Below are 17,776 nucleotides of genomic sequence, written 5' to 3' on the forward strand. Positions count from 1 at the left end.
GCAAGAACCTAGGTCCATATTTCGCGGCCACATGATTTTCCGATCCAGCGACGATTTTTCATTGCGAAACGCAGGAAATCAATAGCCTAGGGATGCCGGGGCGATACTTGCCCGTTTACCCCGCCAACCACGGCGGCGGCCGCCACCACGGTAAGATTCAACTCTTCGCGAATCGCAGGACCGTTGCGAACCCTTTCAACAAACTTTCGGAAGGCTGGCGCGTTAATCTCGCGCAGCGGCGACGCAGAGGAAATGCTGATGAGCAAAGGCTTTCGATTTGATGTGCTCGCCAAGGGCGGCTACACGGCGCGCGGCGTCGTTTTTCTGCTGATAGCCGGGCTTGCGCTCTTCTCCGGCGTCGCCGGCGGCCGACCGGAAACGAAATCGGCGCTCTCGACGCTGCTTGCGCAGCCGTTCGGCCGGATCTGGGTCGGAATGATCGGTCTTGGACTTCTCGGATTTGTCGCCTGGAGGCTGGCCCAGTCCTTGGCGGATAGTGACGGCCACGGCAGGGACGGAAAGGCACTGGTGATTCGGGCAGCACTCCTCGGCAGCGCCATCACCTATCTCGGGCTTGCCGGATATGCCCTCAGTCGTGCCATCTTCCTAGGCGGCGGGAGTGAAGGTTCGGGTGAGAAGGGGCTGGCGGGATGGATCATGTCGCAGCCGTTCGGGTCCTACCTTGCGATCGCTGTTGGGGCCGGCTTTGTCATCGGCGGCATCGTAACGATCGTAAAGGGCATCAACCGGAAGTTCGAGCGCTACGTCAAGATACCCGACAGCAAGGGTATCGTGGCTTTGATATGCGTTTACGGTCTCGTCGCCCGCGGCGTAGTGTTCGCGATCACGGGGATACTTTTCGCCTATGCCGGCGTCCGGGTGGATCCGCAGCAGGCCGGCAGCATGGGCGATGCCCTGGAATGGGTCCGCCAGCTTCCGTTCGGATCCTTCCTCTACATCGCCGTCGCCGCCGGATTGGCCGCCTTCGGAATATACAACCTTGTCGAGGCACGGTACCGCGTCATTTCCCACCCGTCATTGGCAGACGCCAGGCGTTCAATTCCGCTGGCACGCCCCTGAAACAGCTTTGTCAGCAGTTGACTTCCCTCCACTGAAGCCATGGAGCTGCCATTGCCCCCGCCTTCATCCGCGGTTTGCAGAGCGACACTTGTTTTTCGTCTTTTCGTTGTATTTTTTGCGTCGATCTTTGGCATTTTAACAAAGCCCATATGGTTTCGTTAGGCCCGCTTTGGCACCCTCCCCGCACCTTGGAGATGCCATGTTCACTGTGCTTTCATGTATCGCCGACCAGCATGACTGGACGTTGCTTTTCGTCGCCCTGTCGATCTGCTGCTTCGGCAGCCTGACGGCCGTCTTCATGCTGACGCGTGCGCAGGAATGTGTGCGCCACCATCACCACTACTGGCTTATCGCCGCTGCCGTCGTTCTTGGCGCCAGCACCTGGGCAACCCATTTTATCGCGATGCTGGCCTATGCCGGACCGGTGCCGATCGGCTACGACGGTCCTCTGATCATTCTGTCGATCATCGCCGCCATCGTACTGTTTGCGGTGGCGGTTGAAATTGCTTTTAAGAATGGCGGCCAGCTTGTCCAGGCGTCCGGCGGGGTCCTGTTCGGCGTTGCCATTTCGGCAATGCATTTCGTGGGGTTGCTCGCCATCACGCCGTTCAGCATGGTTTCGCTCGCTTTCGACAAATCGATCGTCGCCTGTGCGTTGGCAATCGGCTTCGGCATCGTTGCGGTTGTGGTCGTGCGGCATAGCGCCGGCAGGCGTTTCTATATTTTTACCGGCGCGGCGTGCATCGTCCTGGCGATCTGCAACCTCCACACCGTGTCGATGAGCGGTGTCCAGATCACCCCTTCCGCCGAGCCTGTCCATGCCGATCTGTCCTCCGTCGATCGGATCGCCATCGCCATTGCCGTCTCGATCATCTCCACCTTGATCCTGCTCGGAGCCGCCGCAGCGCTGTTCCTCGATCGTCATCTGACCGATCTGCGCGGGTTGGCGAATGCCTCGTTCGAAGGGCTCGTCATCACCCAGGAAAATGTCGTCATCGATCTCAACGAGAAATTCGCCGTGATGGCCGGCAAAGCACCCGCGCTTCTGAAAGGCCAACGGGTCGAGGCGGTGCTTGCGATCGAAAGACGCCTTGGCATCGACACCTGCCAGGGAGCGGTGTTGTGCGACGGCCAGGAGACGATTCCGGTCGAGATCCTTGATCGGACGATCGAATATCGCGGGCGCGAGTGCCAGGTGATCGCCGTGCGCGATCTGACGGAACGCCGTGAGGCGAGCCGCAGGATCGAGCATATGGCGCGCCACGACCCATTGACCGGCCTGGCGAACCGCCGCGAGTTCGATCAGCGTTTCGAGATGGCGATTGCCGCCGCTGCTGCAACACCAGGCGGGCTGGCGCTGCTTGCCCTCGATCTCGACCGTTTCAAACTCGTCAATGACACATTCGGCCACGCCGAGGGGGACGCGGTTCTGCAGCGCGTCGCCCAAGTCTTGGTCCGGACCTTGCCGGCCGATGTTACGATCGCCCGCATGGGAGGAGACGAATTCTGCATCATCCTGGAAAACGCGTCCCGCCAACAGACGGAAGCGTTGTCGGCCGATCTGCAGAAGGCCTTCGCGCAGGAGTTCGCAGATCTCGCGACCTCTTCGGGATTCGGCGCCAGCATCGGCATTGCGTTGTACCCGGAGCATGGCGTTACCGATCGGCGGCTGCGAAACAACGCCGACATGGCCCTTTACAGGGCCAAGAGCGGCGGCCGCGGCAGAGCCTGCACATTCGAGGCGGCGATGGACATTGAACTGCATGCCAAGCGGCAACTCGAGCACGATCTGCGGCACGCACTCGCCAAAGGGGAGCTGTTTCTGGTCTACCAGAGGATCGTCGACACCTCTTCGCAAGAACCGTGCGGCTACGAGGCGCTGCTGCGCTGGCGCCATACAAGCAGAGGCGTCCTCGCACCGGCGGACTTCATCGCTGCCGCCGAAGAAACCGGCTGCATCATCCCCATCGGGATCTGGGTTCTAGAAGAAGCCTGCAGCGAGGCAGCCTCGTGGAAAACCCCGCTGTCGATCGCGGTCAACATCTCGCCGGTTCAGTTCCTGATGCCGAACCTGGTGGAGCAGTTCTCGCAAATTCTTGCAAGAACGGGGCTGCAGCCTGACCGGCTGGAGCTCGAGATCACCGAGACGGCGCTGTTTCACGATCGGGCTGCCGTCCTTTCCACGCTCGGTCAGCTGCGCGCAATGGGGATCCGGGTCGTCCTCGACGACTTCGGGACCGGTTATTCCTCGCTTGCCAATCTCCGGGATTTTCCGTTCGACAAGCTGAAGATCGATCGGCGTTTCCTTGCCGGCATCGGCGCCGATCCAACCATCAGAGCGCTGTTTGAGAATGTCATCGAGATGGCCTCGACGCTCAACCTGCCGGTGATTGCCGAAGGGGTCGAGACGCAGGAGCAGCTTGCGATCCTTCATGCAAGCCAGCCGGCCCAGATGCAGGGCTTCCTGTTCGGCAAGCCTGAGGCAGCGCCGAGCAGCCGCGCTCCCTTGAAAGCCATCGCCTGACCCTTGCGGGCGGAATGGTCGCTGTTCAAACAGCGACTACTTTCCGTCGAGCCACTCCTGCAGCTCTGCTTCGGCCCGCTCCAGGGCGCTGTAGTTCAGGAGCTTGCGCAGGAAAGCGACGGTGATGGCGCGGGCGCGGAGGTTGAAGCGGCCGTCCTCATGGTCGTCGCCAGCGCTCTGGTAGACGTCGAGCTTGTCGTAGAGCTGCTGCAGGCGGTTCTGCACGCTGCGCAGCGACAGGCCCCGGCGTTTGGCGATCGCCCGATCGGTCAGACCCAGCGCGATATCGACGAGGATCTCGTATTCGGAATCGGTAAAGCCGTTGGTCTGGCCGAGGCTTTTCTGCTGCAGGCCGCGCACCTCGCGGTCGATGACGCATTGGCTCTCGATGAAGATCGAGCGCAGCGCCAGCTTCAGCCGCTCATCCGAGGCGGATTTCAGCACATAGCCGTAGGCGGCGCCATCCGGCACTATGCGCGAGACGCCGCGCACATAGGCCTCGTCGGAATAGTTCGACCAGAACAGGATGCGGGTCTCCGGCCGCTCCTTCCAGATGGTGCGCGCCGCCTCGATGCCGTTGCGGCTCGCCATCTGCAAGTCCATGACGATATGCGCCGACTTGTGGTCGCGGGCGAGCTTCTCGCCGACCGTTCCGTTCTCGGCCTCGATCACCGTGTCGCATTCCGGCAGGGCGGCGTTGACCGCCTCGTGCAGATAGGAGCGGTGCAGCGGGTCGTCCTCGACGATCAGAACCTTCATTGCGCGTTTCTCCTCAGTCCGGCCCGCTCGCCGGGTTGTCGAGCGGGGTCAGCGGCAGCACGACGCGCACCACGGTCCCGCGATTGTTGTGGCCGGGCCCGGTCGAGAAGCGTGCCGAGATCAGCCGCGCACGAGTCTTCATATTGTCGATGCCGCCGCCGATCCGTCCCCGCGCCTTGGCAAGTCCCGTTCCGTCGTCGGAAATTTCGATCGACAGCCGTTCCTCGTCGGCCTCGAGCCGCACCGTCACGGCCAGCGGGGCGGCGTGGCGCACCGCATTGTTGATCGCCTCCTGCGCGATCCGGAACAGCGCGACGCTGACGGTCGGTTCAAGCCGCTCCAATGCGCCGTGCGTTTCGTCGACCAGACCCCATTCGATGGCCGATCCCGTGTCGCGGGTCGATCGGTCGAGATGATGCTCGATCGCCTGCGCGAGACCGAAGAGCTGGAGGACCGAGGGTTTTGCCTGTTCGATGATCTGCCGCAGATCCTGCATGCAATGCTGCAGCGAACGCGATACCGGCTCCAGCGCCTCCGGCGTCACCTCGCCGTTGCGCGACAGTCGATCGATCCGGCGGGCGAGCCGCGTCAGGTCGGCAAGCGTCTGGTCGTGCAGGTCCATGCCGATCCGCTGGCGTTCCTGCTCTAGTGCCTCGGTCAGCTTCAGCGCGCCCTGCCGCAGCCCCTCCTCGCGGGCGCGGGCCTCGGCCTCGACGATGGCCGAGCGTTGCGCCTGCTCGGCAGCCTGCAGCGCGAAGAAATAGGGCGTCAGCAGGTCGGCGATAATGCGGGCGCGTTCGATATCCTCCATCGTGTAGGCGCTCGCCGTTCGCGATGAACAGGAGAGCGCGGCGATGATCGTGCCCTGCACCTTCATCGGCACATGCAGGCGGCTCCTCAGCGACTCTTCGACGATTGGCCGCTTGAACGCGCCCTCGAAATGGAAACGCGGGTCCGTCATGGCGTCTTCCGCCAGCAGAAAGTCGACCTCGCCCCAGAGCAGCGAACGGATCGGGCTGTTGACCACCGGCGCGCCGGCAAGATCGCCCCAGGCGGTTTCGATGCCCGTCTCGTAGGCCGTGTGGTAGTTGCCGCCCTCCAGGAGCACGCAGACATCGAGATGGTCGTGCGGAATGATATGGGCGACCTCGGCTGCAACCGAACGGATGGCCGAGCGGAAGTCGAGCTGGCCCGCGAGCAGCCGGGAAATACCGAGATAGTGGTCGAACATCGCTGCGGGTGTGAGATGCAGCATTGTAGTTCCTCCCCGAGACGGCACAGGCTCCTCAACCCGCCGCGATCCCTTCGCAGTAAGCGCCCGCGGAAGCGCCGCCGTCTTGCGTAAACCCGCAGCTAATTGCGCAAAACCCGCAAACGACTTGCTGCCTTGCCCCTGTACAGGCTGATCGATCTCCCGCATCCTGCCCTTACTGAGAGGAGGAAGCTCAGTGCAAGAACAATTTTCACTCGGCTCCGATTGGGCAGGCAGGAGTGAAGCGATCCGCCGACCGGCGCGATCATCAGGGAGGAAGTCATGACAATCCGCAAGATGCTTCTGGCATCGGCCGCTATTGCCTGCGCCGCGATGCCCGTTTCCGCCTTTGCCGACACGTCGGCCAAGAAAATCGCTCTTTCCAACAACTATGCTGGCAACTCATGGCGCCAGGCCATGCTGACGAGCTGGGGAAAGGTGACGGGTGAAGCCGTGAAGGCCGGCACAGTTGCCGCAGCCGACCCTTTCACCACCGCCGAGAACCAGGCGACGGAGCAGGCCGCGCAGATCCAGAACATGATCCTGCAGGGCTATGACGCCATCGTGCTGAACGCCGCCTCGCCGACGGCGCTGAACGGCGCGGTCAAGGAAGCCTGCGACGCCGGCATAACCGTCGTCTCCTTCGACGGCATCGTCACCGAGCCCTGCGCCTGGCGCATCGCCGTCGATTTCAAGGAAATGGGCCGCAGCCAGGTGGAATACCTGTCGAAGAAACTTCCGGCGGGCGGCAACCTGCTTGAGATCCGCGGCCTCGCCGGTGTCTTCGTCGACGACGAGATCTCGGCGGGCATCCACGACGGCGCCAAACAGTTCCCGCAGTTCAAGATTGTCGGCTCCGTTCATGGAGACTGGGCGCAGGACGTGGCGCAGAAGGCGGTTGCCGGTATCCTGCCGAGCCTGCCCGACATCGCCGGCGTGGTGACGCAGGGCGGCGACGGTTATGGCGCTGCGCAGGCGATTGCGGCGACCGACCGGAAAATGCCGGTCATCATCATGGGCAATCGCGAAGATGAACTGAAATGGTGGAAGGAACAGAAGGACGCCAAGGGCTACGAGACCATGTCCGTCTCCATCGCACCTGGCGTTTCGACGCTCGCCTTCTGGGTCGCTCAGCAGATCCTCGACGGCAAAGAGGTCAAGAAGGACCTCGTGGTGCCCTTCCTGCGCATCGACCAGGACAATCTCGAAACGAACCTCGCCAATACCCAGGCCGGCGGCGTCGCCAACGTGGAATATACCCAGGCTGATGCAATCAAGGTCATCGAGCAGGCAAAGTAAATCTCCCGGCGACTGCCGCGCGGCCGCACATGGCCGCGCGGCATTCTTTATGAAGCAGATGTGGCAGGCAGGATGGATGAGGTTTTGAAGGCGGTGATCGCCGTCGATGGCGCCAAGGTGAGCTTCGGCGCGGTCAGGGCGCTCGACGGCGTCACGCTCCGCGTCATGCCGGGCGAATGCGTCGGGCTCGTCGGCCACAATGGCGCCGGCAAATCGACGATTGTCAGTGTGATCAATGGCGGCCTCACCCCGCACGAAGGAAGTGTGGCAAGCGACGGCGAGCGGCTGGAGCGTTATGGCATCAACGCGGCGCGGGCCCGCGGCGTGCGTTGCGTCTTCCAGGAGCTTTCGCTCTGCCCCAACCTATCCATCGTCGAGAACACCCGCATCATGCACCGTCATCTCGGCGGCTTCGGCTGGCGCAGGCGCGCGGCTGGGATCATCGAGAAGAGCCTCGATGCCGTCTTTCCCGGCCACGGAATCGACAGCGGCCGGGCCGTGGGCGATCTGTCGATCGCCGAGCGGCAGATGGTCGAGATTTCAATGGCCTTTTCCGATGCCGGCGTTGCGCCACGCCTGGTGATCCTCGACGAACCGACCTCGTCGCTCGATGCAAGCCTTGCCCGCCAGATGCTCGACCATGTCCGCCGCTTCGTCGCCGCCGGCGGCTCCGTTATCTTCATCTCGCATATCCTGCACGAGATCCTCGAAACCTCCGACCGCATCGTCGTCATGAAGGACGGCCGCGTCGTTGCCGAGCGTCCGGCGCCGGGCTTCGATCATCACGGTCTGGTGGAAGCGATGGGCACCGTTGCGAAGGAGGAGACCGCGCAGCGCCCGGGACGCGAACAATCCACCGCTCAGCTCGTTCTGTCCCACCAGACGAAAGGCCTTCCCTTCAGCGCCCGCAAGGGAGAGATCATTGCACTGGCGGGACTGGCCGGCCACGGGCAGACCGAACTGCTGCTTGCCCTGCATGCCGCCCAATCCGGCAACTGGCTGCCTGAGCGCGATCCGCTCGTCACCTTCGTCGCCGGCGACCGCCGCCTGAACGGCGTCTTCGAACTCTGGAGCATCCTGCGCAACTTCTCGATCGCCTCGCTTGGTGACCTCACCCGGCGCGGCCTGATCCTCGCCGGCGAAGAGGAGACGAAGGGTGCCGACTGGAAGCGGCGGATCGAAATCCGCACGCCCGACATGGCCAACCGCATCCTGTCGCTGTCCGGCGGCAACCAGCAGAAGGTGCTCTTTGCCCGCGCGCTTGCAACGCGCGCGCCTGTTGTGCTGATGGACGATCCGATGCGCGGCGTCGACGTCGGGACCAAGCAGGAGGTCTACGCCATCATCCGCGAGGAAGCGGCGCGCGGCCGCACCTTCATCTGGTACTCCACCGAAATGGACGAAGTCAGCCTCTGCGACCGCGTCTACGTCTTTCGCGAAGGCCGGATCACCGCCGAACTCGCCGGCGACGCCGTCAACGAGACGAATATCATTGCTGCGTCCTTCGAGGGGGTCACCGCATGACGTTCCGGCTGTCGTCCGAAGCCTTGCGTCTTGCGATCCCCGCCTTATCGTTGACGCTGCTGCTTGCCGCCGTCTTCTGGCTGCAACCGCGTGCCATGAGCTATGTCGGGCTCAACCTGCTGTTCAACCTGGCTGTGCCCATCGCGCTTGCGACGATCGCCCAGATGCTGGTGATGGCGGTCAACGATCTCGATCTGTCGATGGGCACCTTCGTCAGCTTCGTCGCCTGCGTCACCGCGACCTTTCTGCGGGATGCTCCCCTGACCGGCATCCTGATCCTTGCCGGCGCAATCGCCATCTATGCTGGCCTTGGCGTCGTCATCCATCTGCGCAACCTGCCCTCCATCGTTGTCACCCTCGGCATGAGCTTTGTCTGGGGCGGCCTTGCGGTGCTGCTGCTGCCGGCGCCGGGCGGCCAGGCGCCGGATTGGGTGCGCTGGCTGATGACCGTCAAGCCGCCGCTGGCGCCGATGGCGATCGTGGCGAGCATCGCCATCGCCGCCGTCGCCCATCTCCTCGTCATGCGCTCTTCGCTCGGCGTGCTGATCCGCGGCATCGGCGGCAACCAACGCTCGGTCGAGCGGGCCGGCTGGTCGATCGTCGCGGCGCGCGCCGGCGCCTACGCTCTTGCCGGCCTGTTCGCGGTTCTTGCCGGCATCGCCCTCGTCGGCCTGACGACCTCGGCCGATGCCAATATCGCGCTGCGCTACACGCTGCTGTCGATCGCCGGCGTGATCCTGGGCGGCGGCGAGTTCATCGGCGGCCGCGTCTCCCCTGTCGGTGCTGTCATCGGCGCGCTGACGCTGACGCTCGCCGGCTCGTTCCTCTCCTTCCTGCGTATCTCGCCCGACTGGCAGATCGGGGCGCAAGGCGTGATCCTGATCGTCGTGCTCGCGCTCCGGCTGATGCTGAACCGGCTGGAGAAGCGGGAGAAACGCCGATGACCCTCGTCCTTCGTCTTTTCAGCAAACCGTGGATCTGGTCTTGGCTTGCCGCCCTCACCGTCTGGTTCCTGACGATCATGGTTACGTTCGGGGCGAGCACGCTCGGCCTGTCGCAGGCAGCCCTCACCTTCGCCGCCTTCTCGGTCATCGTCGGCATCGGCCAGATGTTCGTCATCACCCTCGGTCCCGGTAACATCGACCTCTCGGTTCCCGCCACCATGACGCTTGCCGGCACCGTGGCGTTGAAGCTGATGAACGTCGAAAACGGCATGATCCTGCCCGGTCTTCTTCTTGCCGTCGTCCTCGGCCTTGCCGTCGGCCTCGGCAATTATGCGCTGATCAAGGCGCTGCGCATTCCGCCGATCATCGCCACGCTTTCGATGAGCTTCATCGTCCAGTCCGCCGCGATCTGGACGAACCGGGGATTGCGCATCAAGCCTCCGGGCATGCTGGCGGAATTCACCACCTCGAACACGCTCGGCGTGCCGAATGTGGCGATCGTCGCGCTCTTGATCTCGCTGCTTGCCTGGTTCTTGCTCGAGAAGACGATCTACGGGCGCTGGATCTCGGCGATCGGCCAGAGCATGCCGGCGGCGCGCATGGCGGGCATACCGGTCGACGGTACGCGCTTCGTCACCTACCTGTTCTGCGCCGTGCTTGCCTCGGTCGCAGGTTATCTGCTCGCCTGTTTCTCCGGTGGCGCGGCGCTCAACATGGGCTCGGAATATCTCCTGATGTCGATCGCCGTCGTCGTGATCGGCGGCACGGCGGTCGCCGGCGGCGATTCCAACGTGCCGGGCATCTGGGGCGCATCGCTCTTCATGTTCCTGGTCGTCTCCATGCTCAACACCTACGGGGTCGGCGCGGGCATCCGCCTCATCATGACCGGCCTCATCATCATCAGCGTCATCATGCTCGCCGGCGGCCGCCGGGCCGGCATGCGATAAATGGAAAGACCGCCATGGCCGAGGCCAGCATCTACGAAATCCATGACCCGCGCTTCCGGCAACTGATCGTGACGAGCGCCACTCTCGACGAACTCTATTCCGGCTGCCGCTGGGCCGAAGGTCCCGTCTGGTTCAACGATGCGAACCAGCTGCTGTGGAGCGACATTCCCAATCAGCGCATGCTGCGGTGGACGCCGGAGAGCGGCGTCTCCGTCTATCGCCAACCCTCCAATTTTGCCAACGGCCATACGCGCGACCGGCAGGGACGGCTGATCTCCTGCGAACACGGGATGCGCCGCGTCACGCGCACCGAGGTCGACGGCTCGATCACCGTGCTCGCCGACCGGTTCGAAGGCGTCAGGCTCAATTCGCCGAACGACGTGGTGGTGAAATCCGACGGCACGATCTGGTTCACCGACCCCACCTACGGCATCATGTCGGATTATGAAGGCTATCGCGCCATGCCGGAGCAGCCGACCCGCAACGTCTACCGGGTCGATCCGGAGACCGGGGGGCTTGCGGCTGTCGTCACCGATTTCATCCAGCCGAACGGCCTTGCCTTCTCCCCCGACGAGACAGTTCTTTACGTGGCGGATTCGGCGGCAAGCCATGATGAAAGCCTGCCGCGCCATATAAGAGCTTTCGACGTGGTCGACGGCCTCAGGCTTGAAAACGGCCGGGTCTTCTGCCTGATCGACAGCGGCATTCCGGACGGCATCCGCACCGACGTGAGCGGAAACCTCTGGTCGAGCGCTGGTGATGGCGTGCATTGCTTCGATCCGGCCGGCAAACTGATCGGCAAAATCCGCGTGCCGCAAACCGTCGCCAACCTCACCTTCGGCGGGCCGAGGCGCAACCGGCTGTTCATTGCGGCAACGCGTTCCGTCTATTCGGTCTATGTCGCCGTCAGCGGTGCTCAGATGCCGTGAGAGCGTGATCGTCAGTGCTTGACGTTCCGATCGCCGCGATCGCCCTCCCCCGACTTGGCTTTGGTCTTCGCCGTTTGCCGACGGTCGGCTGACAGCGAGCGGCTGACGTCATCGCTTTCCTTGAATTGCCCCTGTTCATTGCGGCGGACGTAGCGTTTGTCGGTGCCGGTATCGACGAGTTCGCGCTTGGTCATGTCGTTCATCCCTGTGGTTGCAGTCTCAGTTGAACGCGTGTCGCGGCAAAAAGATGCATGGAATCAAGAGTATCTCGCGGTCGGCAAGACGGGCCGGCGCATGTGTCGCAAGCCTTTGAATTTGATTCGTTTCGACGCGGAACAATCCGCGGGCCGATCGGGTTGACTCGCACTGCTTGCGTCAGGAGTATGATGACATGGCTCCCGCGCAAGCGGGAACGGCGACATCGTTTGGAGAAGGGAAGGACAGACAACGATCATGACGCGCTCGCGCCTCCCCTCATTGCCATTCCTCAACGAGTCCAACGCGACGCTGCAGTCTCGTCCGATCCGCAAGCGCGATCCCGACCAGCCAAGCCTTCCGTTCGATCCAATGCCGGCGAGGGTCGAGCCGTGCCTCGCGCTACTGAAGCCCCGCGTGCCGATCGGGCCGGATTGGCTCTACGAGGCGAAGTGGGATGGCTACCGGCTAGCAATCCACATCGAGCCGAAGGGCGTTCGTGTCATCACCCGCGGCGGCCATGACTGGACGCATCGTTTTCCCACCATCGCCGCGGCCGCCAAAGAACTTGGCGTGACCACCGCCATACTGGACGGGGAAGCGGTGGTTCTGGACGATCACGGCCGGTCGGATTTTGGCGCGTTGCAACGTTCGCTCGGCGGTCGAGGCGGCAAGCGGGCCTCGAGCGAGTCCATTCTCTACGCCTTCGACCTTTTGTATCTTGACGGGCATGACCTCACCGGCACCGAGCTCGCCGTGCGCCGCCACCTTCTTGAAGACCTGATACCGGAGGGCAAGGGGACGATCCGCTTTTCCGAAGAAATAGACCTGCCGGCCGAGGACCTCCTCGAGCACGCCTGCCACCATCATATGGAAGGCATCATCGCCAAACATCGCGACCGGCCCTACAGCAGTGGCCGCACGGGTGACTGGCTGAAGATCAAGTGCGTTGAGAGCGAGAGCTTCATGATCGTCGGTTACGAACAATCGGCATCCGCCCGCGGCGGCATCGGCAGTCTGCTGCTCGCCGGCAAGAAGGGTTTTGACTGGATTTCCGTGGGATCGGTCGGAACCGGTTTCAGCGCCAGCGATGCAGAGCACCTGAAAAAGACGCTCGACCGGTTGAAGACGAGCCGGCCGGTCGTTCCCCTGAAGGGCAAGCGATACGTCTTCGTGCAGCCGACCCTCATCGCCGAGATCGAGTTTCGCGGCTGGACCGATGACGGCAGTCTCCGTCACGCCTCGTATAAGGGGCTGCGCGAGGTGCAGGACAATGCCGCCGTGTTCGATATGACCGGCTTCGGCCGTTGAGGGTCACGAGCGCCCGTGGTCCCCGTGGGAAGCTCCACGTCCGAAACGGCAGCCGGGCGGAAGCAGCCTCAGACGTCGTCCTGGAGGTAGCGTTCGGCGAGCCTTGCCCACATTGCCGCGCCAACCGTCAGGCTGGCATCGGCGAAGTCGTATTTGGCGCTATGCAGCATGGCGGAATTCATCCCATTTCCGAGACGCAGGAAGCTGCCCGGCTTATGCTCGAGAAAGTGTGAAAAATCCTCGCTGCCGGGAATGAGCGGGCAAGTCGCGACCTTGTCTTCGCCGATCAGTTCAACCGCGACGATCCGGGCAAAATCCGTCTCAACAGGCGAATTGACGACGACAGGATTACCGCGATCGTAATCGATCTCGATGGAAGCATTGTGGCCTTCGGCCACTGAGCGGGCCAGCTTAGTGATGCGCTCCTGCAGAAGATCGCGGATGCGCGGCTCGAAAGATCGAACGCTCAATGCGAGCTTGGCATATTCCGGAATGACGTTGACCGCATCGCCGGCATGGATCGTGCCGACGGTAATGACCGCCGTCTGGGTCGGATCGAGGTTGCGCGAGATGATTGTCTGCAGCGAGACGACGAGGTTGCATGCCACGACCACGGGATCGATGGTCAGGTGCGGGCGCGAGGCATGGCCGCCTTTGCCCTTGATGGTGATATTGACGGTATCCGATGCCGCCATCATCGGGCCGGATCGCAGCAGAAGGGTGCCTTCGGGAGCGCCGGGATGGTTGTGCAGACCAAAGATTGCATCGAACGGAAACCGCTCGAACAGGCCGTCTGCGATCATCGCCTGGGCACCACTATTCTTGCCCGCCTCTTCCGCCGGTTGGAAGATCAGCGTCACCGTGCCGCTGAAGCGGCGGGTGCGGGCGAGATATTCGGCTGCGCCGAGCAGGACGGTCGTGTGGCCGTCATGGCCGCAGGCATGCATCTTGCCGGGGGTGCCGCTTGCATAGGTAAGCCCGGTTGCCTCGACGATCGGCAAAGCATCCATATCGGCGCGGATGGCGATACCCTTGCCACCCTTGCCTGCGCTGAGCCGCGCGACAACGCCATGGCCCCCGATATTGCGGCTTACGTCATAACCCCAGCCTTCCAGCTTTTCTGCGACAAAACGCGCCGTTTCCGCTTCTTCGAAGGAGAGTTCCGGACGCGAGTGCAGGTACTGGCGGGTCGCCTTCAGCTCCGCCTCCATGACTTCGAAATCGGAAACGCGGGCATAGGCATTATCGAGCATGGGCATGAAGACATCCAGTCTTGATCGAAAGATCCATTGCTCCGGCCCGGCGGGCCGAAGGAGCTTAGTGATGCCCGTCAGAGAAAACGAGCGAGAAAAGCCTGGGTCCGGGGATGTTGCGGATTGCCGATCACGTCCTCAGGCTTGCCCGTCTCGACGACATTGCCGCCGTCCATGAACACGACCCGATCGGCTGCCTCGCGGGCAAAACCGATCTCGTGGGTAACGACGATCATCGTCAGGCCTTGTTTGGCAAGATCGCGCATGGTGGCCAGCACTTCGCCGACCAGTTCCGGGTCGAGCGCAGAGGTGGGCTCATCGAACAGCATCAGCTTCGGCTTGATCGCAAGAGCGCGGGCGATGGCGACGCGTTGCTGCTGGCCGCCGGAAAGCTGGCGGGGATAGCTGCCAGCCTTTTCCGACAGGCCCACCCGCTCCAACAGCCGCATGGCGTTCTCGGTCGCGGCCTTGCGGCTTTCTCCATGCACGCCGACCGGGGCCTCGATGATGTTCTGCAGCACGGTCATATGCGGATAGAGATTGAACTGCTGGAACACCATGCCGATCTTGCGCCGTTGGCGGGCGATCCCGTTGCTGGACAGCTTTTCCAGCCGGTCCTTGCGGACGCGGTAGCCGATCTGTTCACCATCGACTTCGATGAAGCCCTTATTGATCGCTTCGAGATGGTTGATGCAGCGCAGGAACGTCGATTTTCCCGATCCGGACGGGCCGAGCACCACGACGACTTCACCCGGCATGACGTCGAGGTCGATCCCCTTCAGCACGTCGAGCTGGTCGAAAGACTTGTGAACGTTGCGCGCCCTGACGAGGGGCTTTGCGGTCTCGGCGGCGATCAATGGCTTGCCTCCTCGGCAAGGGTCTCGGATTTGGCCGCAACGGAGTTGCTGCGCCGTTCGCTGCGGCCGTAATAGGCCTCGATATAACTCTGGCCGAGATTGAGGATCGAGGTGATGAAGAGGTACCAGAGGACCGCGACAAGCAGCATCGGCACGATCTCGAACGTACGATTGTAGATCGATTGGACGGAATAGAGCAGATCGGCCATGGCGATGACGCTGACGAGCGAAGTCGCTTTGATCATGCTGATCAACTGGTTGCCGGTCGGCGGAACGATCGAGCGCATCGCCTGCGGAATGATGATCCGCCACAGCGCCCTGCCCTTGGTCATGCCGAACGCTTCCGCCGTCTCGAACTGGCCGCGATCGACGGAGAGAAGGCCGCCGCGAATGATCTCGGCCATGTAGGCCGCTTCGTTCAGAGCCAAGCCGCCGATCGCCGCCGTCATTGGCGTGATCACCGAATTGGTCTCCCAGCTCGCCAGCGTCGGGCCGAACGGAATGGCGATCGAAAGTTCGGGAAAAAGGGTCGAGAGATTGTACCAGAGGATCAGTTGCACGAGCAGTGGCGTGCCCCGAAAGAACCAGATGAACAGCGATGCCAGCGACCTTGCGAGCCGGTCATTGGACAGCCGGGCGATCGCCAGGCCGAGGCCGAGAACGATGCCGATGGCCATCGCGATTACAGTTAGGCCCAGGCTGACGTAAAGGCCGTTGATGACTGTTGGATCGAAGAAATAGGCCGCGACAACCGGCCAGCCGAAATTCTCGTTGTGGGCGACGATCCACAGGAAGTTCGCGGCAATGAGGAGCACGACCACCCACAGAACGAGACGGCCCGTTCGAAAGGGCTTGTGGGCATTGGCGACATCGCGAAAGTCCGCACCGCCCGAAGGCTGTGTGGCAGTCGTGCGGTCATTGCTCATTTCGGCAAGGCTCCACCAAGATTGAGGCCGGGCTGCTTGACCATATTGTTCTCAAGACCCCACTTCTTCATGATGGCGGCATAGGCGCCGTTATCCATCAAAGCCTTGAGCGCGTCGAGCAGAACGGGGCCGAGCGGCGAGCCTTTCGGCACGACGGCGCCCTGATAGAGATCGTCGAACCCATTCTTCTGGCCGACGCCGCTCAGTTCCAGCTGGCCGTTGGCCTGAGACACGAAATAGGTTAGCGGCGCCTGTGAGGAGAAGAAGGCATCGGCGCGTTTGGAGCGGACCGCCAGGATCGAGCTCGGCTGGTCGGTGTAGGACTGCACTTCGAGCGCGGGCTTGCCGTCTGTCTTGCACTTTTCGACCTGAGCCTGGATGACCTTTTCGGCGGAGCCGCCGGCCATGACAGCAATGCGATTTCCGCAGGCGCTGTCGAGCGAACCGATGGCCTTCGGATTGCCCTTCTGAACGGAAAAGACCACGTATTCCTGAACCCAATCGACGAAATCATTGGCCTCTTCGCGGGTCTTGAAGTCACCGATCGGGCCAAAGGCGAACTGGTATCGGCCGGAGTTGATGCCGGCGAGCAACGCGGTCAATCCGCTGACGGTTTCGTGCTCGATCTTGACGCCGAGCATCTGGCCGATCGCATCGGTAAGATCGGCGCTCGCGCCGGTCAGTTCCGTGCCGGTGACGATCTCATAAGGGGGAAATGAACCATTGTTGACGGAGATCATCTTGCCGTCCGTTCGAATCTTCTCCGGCAAGCGGGCGCGAAGCGCGTCGTTGACGGTCTGTTTCGGAACGGCGGTCTCCTGGGCGAACACCGACGTCGTCATCATCAGGCTCGTCAGGGCGGCGGAAGCGATCAGTTTCGAATGCATGTCATTCCCCTTTTTGGCTATACGAAAATGGTGGCTCAACGATGACGCCTGCGAGGAGTTTCACCGGGCCCTGGCGTGCCACGGAAACAGGTCGGCGGGCGTCAGAAGGCGCGGCATGATCTTCTGTTCGTAGAGTTCCTTGGCGAAGTCGGCGATCATTGCCTCGTTCTCGGCAAGCCCGCTGACGTTCCAGGTCGGCGGCAGGTCGGCTGCGCAGCGGCGCAATTCGTCGATCATCCAGGGCGTCGTGTCCGCGTATTTCTCGCGCTTCTCCAGCCAGATACGCTGGGACTCGTCGATCAGCTCGCTGAGCTCATCCATGATCCAGGGATGCTCCTTGACGATTTCCGCCTTGAAGCCGATCAGATGCATGCCTGGAATATAACCGACCTCGTGGAAGTAAGCGACTTCAGCGGAGCGGAAGTCATCCAGCACCTGACGCAGCGGCGAACCCTGATCGAAAAAGCCCTTCGGCATGAAAGGCGTGAAAACGACGTCCAGCCGACCATCCAACAACAGGTCGACCATCGGGCGTTCGCCGGGAGCAGCTTCGATGCGGCCGGATCGTCCAAAGCCATCGAGCCTGTCGACGATCGGATGAGCCTCCGTCAGGCGTCCGGCATACCACATGGCATTCTCGACGCCGACGCCTTCGCGGCGCAACGCAGCGCGGGTCCACGTGTTTCCGGAATCGCGCCAGCCGGTCACGCCGATATTCTTGCCGGCCAGATCGGACAGCTTGCGGATCGCACTGCCCTTGGCGGTGATGATGCAGCGATGGCGGAAGCCGCGCATGATGAAGTTCGGAATGCCGATGACCCGAGCGTCGCCATCATGGCGCAGTTGCGAATAGCGGCTGAAGGACATTTCCGCGGCATCATGAGCCTCGTCATCGGCGAGACTGGAGACTAGCGTGCCAACCCGATCCACTTTGATGTCGAGACGGGAAGACCTGACATCACCGAGCACCAGCGGTGTCATGTAGTCCCAGTCTCTAAGAGCGATGCGAAGCGTTACAGGCATGCGAAGAACTCACGAAATTGCTCGACGAGGAGCAAATTAAATGTTCAAATTAATGAGTACAAATGT

Annotated in this window: 16 protein-coding genes; 8 read left to right on the forward strand and 8 right to left on the reverse strand. The window is 62.5% G+C overall.

What is annotated here, in order from left to right:
* Positions 1–258 precede the first annotated feature (258 nt).
* A complete protein-coding gene (locus ACS4RS_RS23695) occupies positions 259–1,080 on the forward strand; it encodes a DUF1206 domain-containing protein (protein ID WP_439013312.1) in 822 nt (273 codons plus the stop codon).
* Positions 1,081–1,279: 199 nt separating this feature from the next.
* Positions 1,280–3,604 carry an EAL domain-containing protein gene (locus tag ACS4RS_RS23700; RefSeq protein ID WP_439013313.1) on the forward strand — a complete coding sequence of 775 codons (2,325 nt, stop codon included), beginning with the start codon at positions 1,280–1,282 and terminating at the stop codon, positions 3,602–3,604.
* Positions 3,605–3,640: 36 nt separating this feature from the next.
* Here the strand turns inward: ACS4RS_RS23700 and ACS4RS_RS23705 are convergent, their stop codons facing one another.
* Together ACS4RS_RS23705 and ACS4RS_RS23710 are read right to left on the reverse strand one after the other, a co-directional pair.
* Positions 3,641–4,363: a response regulator transcription factor gene (locus ACS4RS_RS23705; protein WP_064843440.1), complete on the reverse strand. Its 723-nt coding sequence runs from the start codon at positions 4,361–4,363 to the stop codon at positions 3,641–3,643.
* Positions 4,364–4,376: 13 nt separating this feature from the next.
* The gene (locus ACS4RS_RS23710; protein WP_439013314.1) at positions 4,377–5,618 is read right to left on the reverse strand and encodes an ATP-binding protein; all 1,242 of its coding nucleotides are present in this window, start codon (positions 5,616–5,618) and stop codon (positions 4,377–4,379) included.
* 279 nt (positions 5,619–5,897) lie between these two features.
* Here ACS4RS_RS23710 and ACS4RS_RS23715 point away from each other — a divergent pair, with 279 nt between their 5' ends.
* The 5 genes from ACS4RS_RS23715 (at position 5,898) to ACS4RS_RS23735 (ending at position 11,258) form a co-directional block, all read left to right on the forward strand.
* Complete coding sequence (locus tag ACS4RS_RS23715; protein ID WP_439013315.1) at positions 5,898–6,914, forward strand: ABC transporter substrate-binding protein; 1,017 nt, start codon at positions 5,898–5,900, stop codon at positions 6,912–6,914.
* Positions 6,915–6,986: 72 nt separating this feature from the next.
* Complete coding sequence (locus ACS4RS_RS23720; protein WP_439013316.1) at positions 6,987–8,438, forward strand: ATP-binding cassette domain-containing protein; 1,452 nt, start codon at positions 6,987–6,989, stop codon at positions 8,436–8,438.
* Positions 8,435–9,382: an ABC transporter permease subunit gene (locus ACS4RS_RS23725; protein ID WP_439013317.1), complete on the forward strand. Its 948-nt coding sequence runs from the start codon at positions 8,435–8,437 to the stop codon at positions 9,380–9,382. The genes ACS4RS_RS23720 and ACS4RS_RS23725 overlap by 4 nt, the downstream gene beginning before the upstream one ends.
* Positions 9,379–10,329 (forward strand): ABC transporter permease subunit, encoded by a 951-nt coding sequence (locus ACS4RS_RS23730; protein ID WP_439013318.1) that lies wholly within the window; start codon positions 9,379–9,381, stop codon positions 10,327–10,329. The genes ACS4RS_RS23725 and ACS4RS_RS23730 overlap by 4 nt, the downstream gene beginning before the upstream one ends.
* 14 nt (positions 10,330–10,343) lie before the next feature.
* Positions 10,344–11,258, forward strand: a complete 915-nt coding sequence (locus tag ACS4RS_RS23735; protein ID WP_439013319.1) for an SMP-30/gluconolactonase/LRE family protein — start codon at positions 10,344–10,346, stop codon at positions 11,256–11,258.
* Positions 11,259–11,269: 11 nt separating this feature from the next.
* Here ACS4RS_RS23735 and ACS4RS_RS23740 read toward each other — a convergent pair whose 3' ends face one another.
* A complete protein-coding gene (locus ACS4RS_RS23740) occupies positions 11,270–11,452 on the reverse strand; it encodes a hypothetical protein (protein ID WP_439013320.1) in 183 nt (60 codons plus the stop codon).
* 259 nt (positions 11,453–11,711) lie between these two features.
* Here ACS4RS_RS23740 and ligD point away from each other — a divergent pair, with 259 nt between their 5' ends.
* Positions 11,712–12,764 (forward strand): non-homologous end-joining DNA ligase, encoded by a 1,053-nt coding sequence (gene ligD / locus ACS4RS_RS23745; protein WP_439013321.1) that lies wholly within the window; start codon positions 11,712–11,714, stop codon positions 12,762–12,764.
* Positions 12,765–12,832: 68 nt separating this feature from the next.
* On the opposite strand, the gene ACS4RS_RS23750 is transcribed toward ligD, so the two are convergent.
* The 5 genes from ACS4RS_RS23750 to ACS4RS_RS23770 all read right to left on the reverse strand — a co-directional run bounded on the left by ACS4RS_RS23750 (position 12,833) and on the right by ACS4RS_RS23770 (position 17,710).
* A complete protein-coding gene (locus tag ACS4RS_RS23750; protein ID WP_439013322.1) occupies positions 12,833–14,023 on the reverse strand; it encodes an amidohydrolase in 1,191 nt (396 codons plus the stop codon).
* A 71-nt stretch (positions 14,024–14,094) separates the two neighbouring features.
* A complete protein-coding gene (locus ACS4RS_RS23755; protein ID WP_439013323.1) occupies positions 14,095–14,874 on the reverse strand; it encodes an ATP-binding cassette domain-containing protein in 780 nt (259 codons plus the stop codon).
* A complete protein-coding gene (locus ACS4RS_RS23760) occupies positions 14,871–15,800 on the reverse strand; it encodes an ABC transporter permease subunit (RefSeq protein ID WP_439013324.1) in 930 nt (309 codons plus the stop codon). Before ACS4RS_RS23760 ends, ACS4RS_RS23755 begins: the two co-directional genes overlap by 4 nt.
* A complete protein-coding gene (locus ACS4RS_RS23765) occupies positions 15,797–16,687 on the reverse strand; it encodes an ABC transporter substrate-binding protein (protein ID WP_449313998.1) in 891 nt (296 codons plus the stop codon). Before ACS4RS_RS23765 ends, ACS4RS_RS23760 begins: the two co-directional genes overlap by 4 nt.
* A 60-nt stretch (positions 16,688–16,747) precedes the next feature.
* The gene (locus tag ACS4RS_RS23770) at positions 16,748–17,710 is read right to left on the reverse strand and encodes a nitrate ABC transporter substrate-binding protein (RefSeq protein WP_439013325.1); all 963 of its coding nucleotides are present in this window, start codon (positions 17,708–17,710) and stop codon (positions 16,748–16,750) included.
* Between the last annotated feature and the right edge of the window lie 66 nt (positions 17,711–17,776).

It is taken from the genome of Rhizobium sp. F40D2 (assembly GCF_051810745.2).
Classification (GTDB): domain Bacteria; phylum Pseudomonadota; class Alphaproteobacteria; order Rhizobiales; family Rhizobiaceae; genus Rhizobium.

Bases quoted from the DNA above. Each gene is read 5' to 3' on its own strand.
- ACS4RS_RS23740 (WP_439013320.1), bottom strand. From the start codon at position 11,452: ATGACCAAGCGCGAACTCGTCGATACCGGCACCGACAAACGCTACGTC.
- ACS4RS_RS23715 (WP_439013315.1), top strand. From the start codon at position 5,898: ATGACAATCCGCAAGATGCTTCTGGCATCGGCCGCTATTGCCTGCGCC.
- ACS4RS_RS23725 (WP_439013317.1), top strand. From the start codon at position 8,435: ATGACGTTCCGGCTGTCGTCCGAAGCCTTGCGTCTTGCGATCCCCGCC.
- ACS4RS_RS23735 (WP_439013319.1), top strand. From the start codon at position 10,344: ATGGCCGAGGCCAGCATCTACGAAATCCATGACCCGCGCTTCCGGCAA.
- ACS4RS_RS23705 (WP_064843440.1), bottom strand. From the start codon at position 4,363: ATGAAGGTTCTGATCGTCGAGGACGACCCGCTGCACCGCTCCTATCTG.
- ACS4RS_RS23760 (WP_439013324.1), bottom strand. From the start codon at position 15,800: ATGAGCAATGACCGCACGACTGCCACACAGCCTTCGGGCGGTGCGGAC.
- ACS4RS_RS23750 (WP_439013322.1), bottom strand. From the start codon at position 14,023: ATGCCCATGCTCGATAATGCCTATGCCCGCGTTTCCGATTTCGAAGTC.
- ACS4RS_RS23695 (WP_439013312.1), top strand. From the start codon at position 259: ATGAGCAAAGGCTTTCGATTTGATGTGCTCGCCAAGGGCGGCTACACG.
- ligD (WP_439013321.1), top strand. From the start codon at position 11,712: ATGACGCGCTCGCGCCTCCCCTCATTGCCATTCCTCAACGAGTCCAAC.
- ACS4RS_RS23730 (WP_439013318.1), top strand. From the start codon at position 9,379: ATGACCCTCGTCCTTCGTCTTTTCAGCAAACCGTGGATCTGGTCTTGG.
- ACS4RS_RS23700 (WP_439013313.1), top strand. From the start codon at position 1,280: ATGTTCACTGTGCTTTCATGTATCGCCGACCAGCATGACTGGACGTTG.
- ACS4RS_RS23710 (WP_439013314.1), bottom strand. From the start codon at position 5,618: ATGCTGCATCTCACACCCGCAGCGATGTTCGACCACTATCTCGGTATT.
- ACS4RS_RS23765 (WP_449313998.1), bottom strand. From the start codon at position 16,687: ATGCATTCGAAACTGATCGCTTCCGCCGCCCTGACGAGCCTGATGATG.
- ACS4RS_RS23720 (WP_439013316.1), top strand. From the start codon at position 6,987: ATGGATGAGGTTTTGAAGGCGGTGATCGCCGTCGATGGCGCCAAGGTG.
- ACS4RS_RS23770 (WP_439013325.1), bottom strand. From the start codon at position 17,710: ATGCCTGTAACGCTTCGCATCGCTCTTAGAGACTGGGACTACATGACA.